This is a genomic window from Paenibacillus hunanensis (genome assembly GCF_014645615.1).
Classification (GTDB): domain Bacteria; phylum Bacillota; class Bacilli; order Paenibacillales; family Paenibacillaceae; genus Saccharibacillus; species Saccharibacillus hunanensis.
In genome coordinates this window covers 18901-33788 of record NZ_BMMB01000017.1, presented here as the reverse complement: position 1 = coordinate 33788, position 14888 = coordinate 18901, and the positions used below count along the sequence as shown (strand labels likewise).

Annotated in this window: 5 protein-coding genes; all 5 read left to right on the top strand. The window is 47.2% G+C overall.

The genetic code is table 11. The annotated features are described in order from the left end of the window. The first annotated feature begins 782 nt into the window (after positions 1–782). The 5 genes from IEX62_RS22210 (at position 783) to IEX62_RS22190 (ending at position 14751) form a co-directional block, all read left to right on the top strand. Positions 783–1304 carry a YwhD family protein gene (locus IEX62_RS22210; protein ID WP_188778425.1) on the top strand — a complete coding sequence of 174 codons (522 nt, stop codon included), beginning with the start codon at positions 783–785 and terminating at the stop codon, positions 1302–1304. A gap of 479 nt (positions 1305–1783) precedes the next feature. Beyond that, entirely contained in the window at positions 1784–3229 is a 1446-nt protein-coding gene (locus tag IEX62_RS22205; RefSeq protein ID WP_188778394.1) for an ATPase domain-containing protein, read from the top strand. Between the two features lie 17 nt (positions 3230–3246). Next, positions 3247–3498, top strand: coding sequence for a hypothetical protein (locus IEX62_RS22200; RefSeq protein WP_188778392.1), 252 nt, complete (start codon positions 3247–3249; stop codon positions 3496–3498). Continuing rightward, a complete protein-coding gene (locus IEX62_RS24055; protein WP_308422666.1) occupies positions 3491–5710 on the top strand; it encodes a LuxR C-terminal-related transcriptional regulator in 2220 nt (739 codons plus the stop codon). The genes IEX62_RS22200 and IEX62_RS24055 overlap by 8 nt, the downstream gene beginning before the upstream one ends. Positions 5711–6066: 356 nt before the next feature. Beyond that, a complete protein-coding gene (locus IEX62_RS22190; RefSeq protein ID WP_188778390.1) occupies positions 6067–14751 on the top strand; it encodes an S-layer homology domain-containing protein in 8685 nt (2894 codons plus the stop codon). Positions 14752–14888: the final 137 nt, after the last annotated feature.

The window sequence follows — 14888 nt, the reverse complement described above, 5'->3', positions numbered from 1 at the left end:
TTACTTTTAAAGTTTACAAAGTTGTTACTAAAAACTTGCTGGGTTTATTCTAACAAAGGTTCTTTACTTTGGCAATGTCTGTTATGCACTTTTTACCTGAAAAATCTTGTCATCTTTGTGAGCAGCATGGTGAAAACCGCGCCATTAAAGGGATTACAATTATTAAAAAAATTTAATATTTAGTCGAAAAATCCTGTATAGTTCGTTCGAGATATGCATTTAGACCTATAAAAGTGATTTTTCTGTCGTTTTACTTTGTCATCTTTTAGACTGCAATCCTGGCTAGCTGATCGTTATTCAGGCGAAAGATTAACGTTGTTACTCATAGCTCCGTTGGTTTTTCACACTCGATCCGCTACAATAGGGTTACGACTGCTTACAGTGTTAGCGATCTCCTAACACGAGGTGCACTAAAAAGTAATTTTAGCGAAGCAAAATATCTTACTGCTATTGGGGCTTGTGTCTGTATGGGAGAAGCGTAAAGCATGCTCATGGATCAGACAGGATAGGATAACGTCAGATGAAGTCTAGTATGATGTGATTATGCTTATCGTGCTATCTTATTTCTATAGAAAGAAGTCAATTATTTTATATTCTGTTCTCTTCTATTAAAGGAGTTGTTTTAAGCTCTGCCAAAGCATGTTTATAGATAAAAGTGACTGTCAAGCATGTAGCAGCTATTCTGCAAAAGGTTTGTAAGATATGAAACGCTGCTTTTTTTATATCGGCAGCAAATATAAATTATGAACAGAAAAGGAGTATTTTTCAACATGGATCAAAATATGGATCAAAATCAATCAGCTCAACCTGCTAAAAAAGCGATGTCTCTGAACATTATTAGCAGTAGTACGAAGAGCAGTAAACATAAAGGCTTTGGCGCGGGCGCGATCAATCTGAATAACGTTTCTCCTATTATTATTGATGGAGGCGAAGCGAAGATTGATATCGGCGCAATGCACGCAAAAAGTAAAGTAGAGCGCGGCATCAAGTTCACTACCAATCGCGAGGAGCTGGAAAGCGGACGTCAGGTATGGGTCGTCTGGGTCGCAGTAGATAAGCAGCCAGAGGGCGGAAGCTATGCTGGAGCTACAGCCTGCGAGATGTGGATTGATGAGGAGCATAAAAAGGGCTGGAAAATCCTCGCTGACCATGTGAACAAGCTCGACTATGCGATCAAGCGCCGTATTATGCTGAGTGAGCTTGGTCCGGATGATAAGGCCGCGCTGAAAACATTGCTTGTGAGTCATAATGAAGAATGGTGGAATCGTTCTTCGGACGAGCTGAAGCAGGCGCTGGAGAGCTAAGACAAGCAACGAATGCTATACCATGAACGTTAAAACATGAAAGTATACGCCGACTACAGCTTTTTCAATTCGTGAATGAAGCTCGTATTCGGCTATTTTTATATCTAAAGCGAAAGAATAGATGCTCGTTCATTCATCCGTACTTGTCATTTCTTCTATTCGCATACAACACATACAGCGGATGTATAGACACTTCCAGCCCAATTTCCAGCGGGAATGTATATTTATACAGCGTAAATTCAACGATTCCACTATAAAATCAATACATTTGCTTAAAATATTTATATGAATCACCGGAAAACCTTATCATCTTCTGGAAAAATAGGGTATAAATGATTAAAACCTTTAGCGCCGTTATGAAATTGGAAAATAGCTTTTGTTAATGCACAATCCATTGTTATAATTGCCTTACAGTCATCTTCGTAAGAAAGCTAACCCTTGCGTGACTAAAATTATTCTACAGATGGAGGGAGCAGTATATGCCTAACACAAATGCTATTAAGACACGTGCCATCCATACAGGTATACCCGGACTCGACGAAATTTTGCATGGCGGTATCCCACCGGGTGCTGTAGTGATTCTGGAGGGCGAGCCTGGAACCGGGAAAACGACGATCGGTATGCAGTTTCTGGTAGAGGGTGCAGTTAGCTTCAACGAACCGGGAATTTATATCACATTTGAGGAATTACCGGAGCAGATTTACGAAGATATGAGCGGATTCGGATGGGATTTGCGTCAGCTGGAGCGGGAAAATAAGCTGCGCGTTATTTGTATGGAGCCGGATATTCTACTGGATCAGATGCTACAGCCGAACGGTATCTTCGAGGCGGTTGTGAAGGAGATCGGCTGTAAGCGTGTCGTTATCGACAGCATCAGCCTGTTCCGGATGGTGAGTACGCAGGAGCATGCGCGTAATAATGTGTATACGATTCGCAATATTATGCGCAAGCACAATCTGACGTCCTTTTTTATCCGCGAATATGCGGAGCTTGCTGAAATGAATATTCCTTTTGAAAATTATATATGTGACGGTATCGTGCGACTCTCGCTCAAGCCGCTGATGGAAAAGTACCGCAAGCGTACGATTGAGGTGCTCAAAATGCGCGGTACACGCATTATGGAGGGTGAGCATACGTACAAGTTCCTGAATCAGGGCGTGTACATCGTCCCATCCTTATCGATGGCTGAGGATAAGACGCTCACGCGAGAAAAAGAAGTCTTTTCTACTGGTATCGATACGTTGGATGAATTGCTTGGTGGTGGTATCCCGCGCGGTAGCGTATTTATGATTGATACGAACAGTAAAGCGAATTACCGTTACCTGATGTCCTCGATCTATGCACAGCGAATCAAGGACGATGATTGTACGGTTGCATTGATGTCTGGCAATACACCACTGGATACCTTTGCCGATACGATAGAGTTGTTTGGCGTGTCGCTGCGGGAGGCTGCTCGTGATGGAAAAGCCTTTTTCATCGAGCATTATCGCAGAGCTGTGGATTCTGATCTTGAAAAAGCGATGATTCGCGTAGATAAGGTGGCGAATGATGATTACGCGCAGGTATTAAATGATAAGCTGGGGCCGATTTTTGAATGTGAGGATACATGTGACAAGCGCTGGTTTGTTTACTATGATCTGAATACGATCATTTCCGAGCGTGGCCGCGACTTCCTGTTGCGTTATTTTGCTGAAGAAATGTCGATGTGGCGTTCACTAGGGATTACGATTGTTGTGCATTGCAACTTTGCGGAGATTGGAAAAGAGACTGCTTCATTCCTGGAGCGTACGTGTAACGGCGTTATTCGTACGTGGGTAGATGGCAATTACCAGTATCTTCAGGTCACCAAATCCCCGAGCGGTCGCGTATCTGCACCGCACATTATTGCGAACGCACCCGATGAGCCGTTTGTGCAACTGATTTAAGGAGGGATGGGGACCTTATGGTAGCAGAAAGCGATGTAATTACATTACAAATGGAATGTACTCTATTTTTCGAAAATAATCCGTATGCGATCGAAACAAGCAGTGGCCTATCGAAAAGGCTAGGACGCAGCCAACAGGTAACCGAGCGTGCCTTAAATCGTCTGGCAGATATGTCGATCCTGGAAAAGAATGGAGATGGCCTGCGGGCTATTTACCGTTACCGGGCGCCCTATGTGCAGACAGAAGTGGATCTGAGCGCCTATGATTGAGACAACGGGATTAATAAGCGATATTCGAGACGTCTGTCAGGAGCTACAGGATACGTATGCTCAGTTAACTGATCTGTTAATTATGGTAACGGATCATGAAGGACGCATGATGACTGCGCCTTCGCATCCAGGTCATGCGATTATATTTGAACAGCATGCTGAGGAAATGCAGCGATTCATGCAGCAGGAGATCAACAAGCTACAGGGGATCAAAAATACGTTGTTATCCGATCAATGGGTGCCTGGCATTCGCTGGCTTATTGCGCCGGTGAGTCTGGAACCGCTCTCTACAAGCTTTTTTATCTGGGCGGGTATTCTGATTCAGACGGGTACACGTCAGGCCGTGCTATCCCATCCTAACTTTTCACAGAAGGATGTAGAAGTATCGACTGACTTTTTCGAGGCGATGCAACGCTGGGTGCATGAGACGCAAGAGACTACACCGGAGCAGGAAATATTTAAACGCGAAAAAATTACGCGCTTAGCTCGAGCGATGTCTTTAATTTTAAAATCGAGCTATAAAGAAAAGCGATTGACTGACCGGCTGGTCGCTCTAAGCGATACGCTCGTGACGGATCAGTCTGCTGCACATCCGATTGAGGAAATTACACGGATTGTGCTGTCATCTAGCGATCTGGCGGATATTTTCGGATTTGCTTTGCGTACGGGCACAGGCAAATACACGGTCATTAATAGCATCGGTACAGCTGCCCCTGAGCTGAATGGTGCGGTATTCCACGAGGGAGAGGGCTTCCTCGGACAGGCGGTGCTCAGTGCGCAGCCGTCACGCTGGACGAATGTGGAACGTGACCCACGTAGCAATTTCTTTTTACAAAAGGGTGTGCCTCAGGTTCACGAGGTGCAGTGCTTCCCGATTCGTTATGATGATGAAGTGTACGGCTTGCTATTTGGCGTGAGCTATAAAGAGCGCTCGATTCCAGGTCTGCATTTCCAGTTTGAAGAGACGATGATCTCGCTTATGGGCTGGTATATTGCCAACCATCTGACCTATGAGAAGATGGAAAAGCAGCTTCAGCGCTTCAAGCCGCTGATCGAGCTATCGCGCATGATCGTGTCGGTACAGGATGCACAGCGCGTCATGTTCATGCTGGTAGATATGAGTCTAAATCTGGTATGGAATCCATCGGCGTCTATTGTGGTGCATCGTACTTCAGACGATGGTAAAATCCAGATGGTGGCACGCGGCATGCAGAGCCCGAATGGTGAAACGTATGCGAAGGATGTGGCGCGTCGTTATCTGGAAAATGCAGAACAGCCGGCAGCTAGCTACTACATCAACCACAGCACACCATTTGAGATTATGCTGGAGTATCCGATCGTGTATGCGAATCGTACACGCGCGGTGCTGGCTGTTGCGGTGAGCACGGAGCAGGAGGGCGAGGAATGCCGTGAGATTTTGTCAGCACTCGCGATGATGGGTAGCGTAGTGATGAAGTCGGTATACGATCGTCAGCAGTATATGTCTAACAGTAATCGGTTTGCGCAGATTCTACACGAATCGATTCGTGAATGGAACGTGGCGCTATATCAATTGACTGCCGATGCGCAGCGCATTGTGCAGGAGTTTGCAACATGGGGCGGTATTACGAAGGATGAGGCGGATATGATCGGACGCGCCTGCCTGATGTCGTATTCTGATCCGAATATGCTGCGCAGCTTCCCACATCTGTTCCAGCAAGAAGCTGAGATGATTGAGGACTATAAGCATATACAGGATAACCAGGCTGTTGCAGCAGGAAAGTCTTATTCTCGTGGTGGTCAGATTATGGCACTGGCGTTTGCCATTGCGGCATCTGCGGACGATGATATGCGTGTGGTGAATGATCTGCCGATTAGCGGTATTGATCAAGGACTGGTCAGCCAGTTCCGCCTGTTTGTGCTGAGTCGTCATACACTGGAAACCGAGATCAATCTGGTGGAGGAAGCGCCAGCGGTTGCGGCACGCTCGGTTTCGTCCGAAGGCGCGGAAGGTCGAGGACTGGAAGCGATTGTGAAGCAATTTGGCCTTTCGCCTCGTGAAAAAGAAGTATTGGAGCTGGTCGTGAAAGCATCCAGTAATAAGGAGATTGCGGCTACTCTCTTTATTAGTGAGCACACGGTCAAAAACCATTTAACGAATATTTTTAATAAAATGGGAGTCAGTGATCGTGCTCAAGCGATCGCGGCTGTATTTAATAAAAGCATCGGATAATCAAATACGAATATACTAGATTTCATTACTAATCATAGGAAGCCCGCGTACTTACCAGTATGCGGGCTTTTTGATGTGCCGTAGATTCGTAATTGAAAGCAAGAAAGTGATGTTTTTAAGTTTTTAATAATAAACATTTAAGGAAAAAATAAGAAAATATACTTATTTTTTAAAAAATAGTGATCTTTTTTTAATTAATAGTCGAAATCACAGGTAAAGGAGGGTATATTTGTATATATTCCTAAATTAGGAATAAAATCCTGTTAATTGGTTTAAATGTACCACGTTAGTCTTACGAGCTTCATTTGCTAGCCTAGTCGACATCTACTACAACACTTTCAAAAGGGGCGAAAGAGATGAGGAAAAAGGGGTATTCGTTCTTGATTCTGCTGCTGGTTATTAGCCTAATTTGGCCTAGTATACCAAAGCAAGCGAATGCCGCAGGCGGATTAGGTATTTCGTCTGCTAATGGTCAAAATGTAGCAGGGCAAACAGCCACCGTCACTCTTACTTACGAGCCGGGAATCGCAATTAACCTGATTGGTAGCGTAATTATTTCACTACCAGCGGGATTCACGGCAACGACAGCGGATCAGTTCAATGGAGTGAATATCCCCTCCAACAGTATCAGCTCCGATGGAAGAACCGTTACGCTCAGCAGTCTACTATCGCTGAATCTGGGTGCTTCCAATACATTCACACTCAACAATAAAGTACTTCCTGCCGCAGGAAGCTATACGTTCACAGCCTACACGCGTAATGTGCTGAACGTTACTATTGGTGAGTCCACGCAGCAAAATAATTTTACAATCCTGGCAGCAACTCCAGCTCCTACGATTGCTCAGGTTAGTGTATCCAACCAAATCTCAGGCTCCTCGACGATCACAGTGACGGGTCAAAATCCGAGTGATACCATCACTGTATATAACTCCAGCAATCAGGCGATTGGCACAGGTACAGCGAATGCCTCTGGCACAGCCACTGTAACAGCAACGCTTATTCCTGCGGGTGGAACACTCAGTGTGAGTGCCAAACGTGGCACTGCTGAAAGTTCTCGGACGAGTGTAACCTATGGTGCTGCTGTATTAAGCGCCATTCCCACCTCTAGTATTACCATTGCGAACAATTACGGATCACAGGACACTGTAACCGTAAACAATATTAGTGAGGGCGATCTGGTCACTATATATTCCGGCAGTACCTCGATCGGTACAGCGACAGCGAATGCGAGTGGCACAGCCGTGGTCTCCACTACATTAAATGCAGAAGGCGGTACGATCAATGTAAGCCGTACGCGCAGCAGTGTAGAGAGTGCCTACAATGCTGTGACGTACAGTGCCGAGGTTGTTCCCCCAATTGCTACGGCTAACGTTTCCATCAATAATGCTTATGGTGGAGCATCGACCGTTACCGTTAACAATCTAAAAGTAGGCTCTATTGTAACCGTATCATCCGATAATACGATTCTTGCGACCGGTACGGCAGTCAACACTTCCTTAACTTTGCCAGTTGTCTTAACTCCGGCAGGGGGTAGTTTAAGCGTGAGTGTGAAAGAAGGACTCCTGCAAAGCGCGACCACCACGGTCAACTATCCTTCGATCACTGTACCTGCTATTCTGGCTTCTAATATTACCGTTACTAATAATGCCGGTAATACGGATAGCGTAGCTGTTAGTGGTCAGGTTCAAGGCGATACAGTCACCGTTTATGATAGTACAGGTGTACTGGGTACAGGCACGGTAAGTGCTCAAGGCACAGTCACTGTTCCAGTAACGTTAACCCCTCTGGGTGGTTCCGTTAATGTGAGTGTAACTCATCAGGGAGTGGTAAGCCCGGCAACGGCTGTGGCTTATCTGGCTGAGGTAATCCCACCACTGAATTCATCACAAGTTTCATTGTCCAGTATCGTCAATGGTTCATTGAATGTAACTGTCAATGGACTGACCTCTGGCAATATTGTAAAAGTGTATGGAAATGGAACGGTGCTGGGTACAGCGACTGCAACGGGTACAGGCACTGTAACGATTCCAGTCGCTGCGAATGCACAGGGCGGAAGCTTGAGTCTTAGTGTAACGCAAAACAATATCGAAAGTACCACTATTTCCATTCCTTACGGTGCCATCACGGTTCCTGCTGTAAATGTGGCTAATGTAACGGTTACCAACAATTCTGGTAATAATGATACCGTTCGGGTAACCGGACAGACAGCTGGCAACACGATCAGGGTGTATGGTAATGGCAGCTTGCTGGGCAGTGGAACTGTAGCTAGTAACGGAGAGGTTACAATTAATGTGGCCCTCAATCCGCTTGGCGGCACGGTTGGAATTAGCGTAACTGATCAAGGAGTTGAGAGCTTGGTCGTGCCTGTCGCTTATCCGGCGGAGGTGGTGCCACCGGTAGCTACAGCAAGTGTCAATGTAGGTAATAACTCCGGTAATGCAGATAACGTGATTGTAAGTGGTCTGCAAGCTGGTGACATTATCAAGGTATATGGTAATGCAAGTCTGCTTGGTACAGGTACGGTAGCAACCGGTGGTACAAGTGTGAACATACCGGTGACGCTTATTCCACTTGGTGGCAATGTCAATGTGACACTGACACGAAATGGAGTAGAGAGCGTACCGACGGTTGTGACATATGCAGCCGAGGTTGTTGCAGCGATTAATCCAGCTAACGTCAATATTACGAATGAAATTAATGTCTCCTCGGTGATTGACGTCACATCGCTTCAACCAAATGATATTGTCAGAGTGTATGCAGATGGCACGCTTCTGGATACACAAACTGCAAACGGACAGGGCGTTGTTCAGCTCAATGCAACCTTATCTCCAACAGGCGGTGCAGTTAGCCTTGTTGTAGAGCGCAATGGCGTGCTGAGTTTACCGGTTCTTGTGAATTATGGAGCCGTTCTTATTCCAAATATCCCAGCTGCTAATGTCACTCCGCAAAATAATTACGGTGATAGCGATACTGTAACCGTCACAGGAGTAGACGAAGGGCTGACCGTAACGATCTACGAAGATAATGAGGTGCTCGGCAGCGCAACTGTTCCTGCATCGGGAACGGTCACAATTGACCTGACTCTTACGCCGACAGGCGGAACGGTTTATGCGACAGCCAAATATCTCGGTATCGAAAGCGACCCAGTAGCTGTAAATTATGGACGTGAGGTTGTTCCACCTATTGATGCAGCACTGGTAACCGTAGCTAATAATACAGGTGGCTCTGATACAGTAAGCTTCGTATCGCTCGTCTCCGGTGATCTGATTACCGTGTACAAAGACGGAGCTGTGCTTGGCACAGGTACGGTATCGGCGGCTGGTACAGTCGTTATCAATGCAACGCTGACTCCGCAAGGAGGCACAATTGCTGTAACGAGACAGCATAATGGCATTGAGAGTGCACCAACTTCGATTCCATACAATTCGGAACCAGGTCCTGTATTGGATCCAGCTAGTATTGATGTGACGAATGCGACTGGAAGCAACGATATGATTGATGTCACAGGTCTGGAGCCAGGCGATACGATCCGCGTAGTGGATGCGAACGATACAGTCGTTGGCACAGGCATTGCGAACGCCAGCGGTGTAGTCATGTTCCAAGTGACGTTACTGCCTGAGGGTGGCGCATTAACCTTTGTACTGACGCGTGATCAACTGGATAGTGATCCTGTTCAGGTGAACTACCCGGCAGAACAACCTGCACCAGCGAATCCACCGGTTGCTGTAGTGGATTCGATTAATGCAGACATCGGAACGGTAACCGTAACGAATCTGCAACCAGGTACAGTTGCTAATGTATACGATGATGACGATACATTGCTCGGTACTGCCCCTGCGGATGGCACAGGTAAAGCAACCATTAGCTTTAAGTTCCTGAAAGCACAGGGCAAATTGTTTGTACGTGCATTTGCCAATGGGGTCGAAACGACCGTCCTGACATTTGATTATCAGGATATTGAGGTAGAGAGTACACCAGGTATCGTTAGTGCTGCACTGACTAGCATTAGTGGCAGTCAGGGAACGGTCACAGTGACAGGAGCACAGCCTGGAGATATTTTAAAAGTATATGGTCCAAATAATGTGGTGCTGGGTACAGGAACAGCCGATACGAACGGACAGGCTCTGATCGTATTTACGTTCCCAACCGCTGATGGTGATCTGAGAGTCACCAGCACTACGAACGGTACAGAGACAGATCTGGTGAACTTACCGTATAGCGGTGTAGATATTCCAGCTACGCCTACACCAGCTGCTGCTCTGAGTAATATTAACAATGATCAGGGTACTGTAACGGCAACAGGCTTGCAGTCAGGCGATGTTGTAACAGTATACGGTCCTAATAATGTGGTACTCGGTACAGCGAATGTAGGTAGCGACGGACAGGCTGTCGTTACGTTCTCATTCCCTACATCGGATGGAGCCCTGACCGTCACATCGACCAGAAATGGAACGGAAACGAATATTGTAGTACTGCCGTATTCTGGTGTGACTTTACCAGCGACACCAACTCCAGTTGCAGCTTTGAGTGGTATTAATGGAGCTCAGGGTGTAGTTACCGTAACAGGTGTGGCTGTAGGTCAGAGGGTACGCGTATACAGTGATACCAATGTACAACTGGCTGAAATTACAGCGGATGGTAACGGCGCAGCTGTGTTGCCATTTACATTCCCAACTACGGCTGGTGAATTGTCTGTTCGAACGGTAAGCAATGGAACAGAAACGGAAATTGCGGTTCTGCCATACAGCAATATTACGCTTCCAGTTGCTAATCCAACGGCTGCATTGACCGATATTACCGGAGCACAGGGAACGGTAGAGGTCAGCGATGCACAGCCAGGAGATGTAATTAAAGTCTATGGTCCAGGCAATACGGTATTAGGTACCGCGGTAGCCAACGGTAGTGGACAAGCGACAGTAGTGTTTACGTTTACGGCAGCAGATGGTGATCTGAACGTGACGTATACTCGTAATGGAACCGAGACTGCCATTATTACACTGCCATATAGCGGCGTAGATATTCCAGCTACACCACAGCCAGCGGCAGTCATTACGAATATTAATAGCAATCAGGGTACGATTACAGCTACAGGTATTGACCCGGGTGAGACCGTTACTGTCTATGATGACAATAACGCCGTTCTGGGTACAGGAGTAGCCGCAGCAAATGGAGAAGCCGTGATTAGCTTTACCTTCCCAACTGCTGACGGTACGCTCACCGTCGTAGCTAATGTGAATGGAGTCGAAACCGAAATCGCTGCGCTTCCTTATAGCGGTATCGTGATTCCAACAACACCTACACCAGTAGCATCCATTAGCAGTGTGAATGGAGATGAAGGTGTGGTGACCGTAACTGGTGTAACACCAGGACAAATGGTACGTGTATATAGCGATGCGAATGTACAGCTTGCGGAAGTCACAGCAAATGGAAGTGGAGCAGCAGTGCTCAACGTGACGTTCCCGAATGCAAGCGGGGAGTTGTCTGTTAGAACTGTAGCGAATGGAACAGAAACGGAAATCGCGACCTTGCCATATAGTGACATCGTGATCCCAGCGCCAACACCAACGGCCGATCTGACTGACATTAACGGAGCACAGGGTACTGTGACGGTAACGAACGCACAGTCCGGTGATGTGATTAAAGTATACGGACCGAACAATGAACTGTTAGGTACGCAGTCTGTAGGTACGAATGGTGAAGCGACAGTAGTGTTCACCTTTACCACAGCCGATGGTGACCTGACCGTCACGTATACGCGTGGAGGAACAGAAACGAATATCGTAACCCTGCCATATAGCGGTGTGGATATTCCAACAACTCCGCAACCAACAGCAATCATCAGCGATATTGATGGCGCAGATGGTACTGTAACGGTTACTAATGTAGCCGCAGGACAAACGGTACGTGTGTACAGTGATGCGAATGTACAGCTTGCCGAGGAAACAGCGAATGCAAGCGGAACTGCAGTGCTGAACTTCACCTTCCCGAGTGCGAATGGGGAGCTGTCTGTCAGAACGGTAGCGAATGGAACGGAAACGGAAATCGGTACGCTGCCATACAGCGGCATCGTGATTCCAACGCCGACGCCAACAGCGGATCTGACTGACATTAACGGAGCACAGGGTACTGTGACGGTAACGAACGCACAGTCCGGTGATGTGATTAAAGTATACGGACCGAACAATGAACTATTAGGTACACAGTCTGTAGGCACAAATGGTGAAGCGACAGTTAACTTTACCTTTACCACAGCCGATGGTGACCTGACCGTAACGTATACTCGTGGAGGAACCGAGACAACGATCACTACGTTGCCATATAGTGGCGTTGACATTCCAACCACTCCACAACCGACAGCAATCATCAGCGATATTAATGGTGATGACGGAACAGTTACCGTTACCAATGTAACTGCTGGACAAACGGTACGTGTGTACAGCGATGCGAATGTACAGCTTGCCGAGGAAACAGCGAATGCAGGCGGAACCGCAGTGCTAAACTTCACCTTCCCGAATGCGAATGGGGAACTGTCTGTCAGAACGGTAGCGAATGGAACGGAAACGGAAATCGGTACGCTGCCGTACAGCGGCATCGTGATTCCAGCACCGACGCCAACAGCGGATCTGACTGACATTAACGGAGCACAGGGTACTGTGACGGTAACCAACGCACAGCCAGCAGACGTGATTAAAGTTTATGGACCAAATAACGAGCTGTTGGGTACACAGTCTGTAGGTACGAATGGTGAAGCGACAGTAGTGTTCACCTTTACCACAGCCGATGGCGATCTGACCGTCACGTATACTCGCGGAGGAACAGAAACGACGATCACGACTCTACCTTACAGTGGTGTGGATGTTCCAACGACTCCACAACCTACTGCAACCATCAGTGACATTAACGGAGACGAAGGAACTGTAACTGTCAGCAATGTAGCCGCAGGACAAACCGTACGCGTATATAGCGATGCGAATGTACAGCTTGCGGAAGAAACAGCAGATGCAAACGGAACCGCGGTACTGAACTTCACTTTCCCAAATGCAAACGGCGAATTGTCTGTCAGAACCGTAGCGAATGGAACGGAGACAGAAATCGCGACCCTGCCGTATAGCGGCATCGTGATTCCAACTCCAACACCAACCGCAGAAATAACGAATGTTAACGGCGATGCAGGAACGGTAACCGTAACGAATGTAGCTGCTGGACAAACAGTGCGTGTATATAGCGATGCAAATGTACAGCTTGCCGAGGAAACAGCAGATGCAAACGGAACTGCGGTACTGAACTTCACTTTCCCGAATGCAAATGGCGAACTGTCTGTCAGAACCGTAGCGAATGGAACGGAAACGGAAATCGCGACCTTGCCATATAGCGGCATCGTGATTCCAACTCCAACACCAACCGCTGATCTGACCGACATCAACGGAGCACAGGGCACAGTCACAGTAACCGATGCACAGCCAGGTGATGTGATCAACGTATACGGTCCGAATAATGAATTACTGGGTACGCAAACGGCGAATGCGAATGGTGAGGCAACGATTAACTTTACCTTTACTACAGCAGATGGCGACCTGACGGTAACGTATACGCGTGGAGGAACGGAAACGACAATCACCACCCTGCCATATAGTGGTGTAGATATCCCAACGACTCCAGAGCCAACTCCGGCAGCTGAATTGGGTGCAGTGAATGGATCGCAAGGAAGTGTAACGGTTAGCAATGTGGCTGCCAATCAGGTAGTACGTGTATATGGTGCGAACAATACACTGCTGGCAGAAGGTACAGCCGATGCGAATGGTGCATTGCAATTGACTTTCACTTTCCCAACAGCCAATGGAACACTCTCGGTTCGTACAGTAAGCAATGGAACTGAGACAGAGATTGCAAGCTTGCCATACAGTGGTGCTAACGCTCCAACTACGCCAGGTAACCCGGATAGCCCTGAGGCAACTTTGATCAATACCCAGGGTAATCAGGGAACAGTTCGAGTGAATGGCGTACTGACAGGTGACACTGTAACTGTACAAAGTGATGTATACGGTCAAGGTACCGTTCAACTCGGTACAGTAACCGTCACTGCGGATGGTTTTGTAGATGTACCTGTACAATTCCCTGAAACATCAGGACAAGTTGTTGTTATCCTGAACCGTAACGGTACATCAACGAACATTGCAACAATCAGCTACAATACGCAAAATAATGGCGGTGGTACGAACAATGATAACAACGTGCCAGCCGGACGGATTCCAGGTCAGCTTGGTCTTGGTCCAGAGTTTACCAATGGTGGAGCAGCGGCAGGAACGGGTACACCTGAACCTGCTGGCGAAACGGATTCACCAGCAACTACCACGCCAGCGACGGAACCAACAGACAATACGGTAGGTGCTGCCGCAGGTGAAGGCACGGCAGCCGGAGAAACCGAAGATGCTGACAAGCTGATCACGTTGAAATCGACGAATGTCGCCGACTTTAGTGATACGGCGGGTCACTGGGCACAAGCAGATATCGCTCGCCTGCATCGTCTGGGCATTCTCAATGGCGTAGGTAACAACAAATACGACCCAAATGCAACACTCACACGGGCGCAATTTGCTCAGATGATTAACAATCTGCTACAGCTTAGCCCGGATGGAACCAAAGCGGACTATTCGGATATTCGTAACTCCGCATGGTACAACAACGCAATTCAGGCTGTAACCACTGTAGGCGTAAGCAATGGTTACACCGACGGCACGTACAAGCCTAATCGTAAGATCAGCCGTGAAGAGATGGCGCATATTCTTTTAAATACGATGCGCTACGTTGATCCAGATGACTCGTTTGGTACAGATACCAATCAGGTATTAAACAAATTTAAAGATCAATCCAAAGTCGGCAACTGGGCACGTAGTGATCTGGCCTCTGCAATCACAGAGAAGTTGTTCAAAGGTAGAGCTAACGGTGAGCTAGATCCAAAAGCAAGTACAACTCGTGCCGAAGCAGCTGCAACTATATCGCGCCTGATCGATCAATTGAGTGAAAATTTCAAGATCGATTAATCACACTAGATCATGTAAATTAAATCATATGTAACACTCAGCTGACCGGATACGTGTGATTCGGTCAGCTTTTTCTTTTGAATACCTGTTCATCTATTATGAAATGCCTATAATTAACCGTTGTAATAGAAGAGATG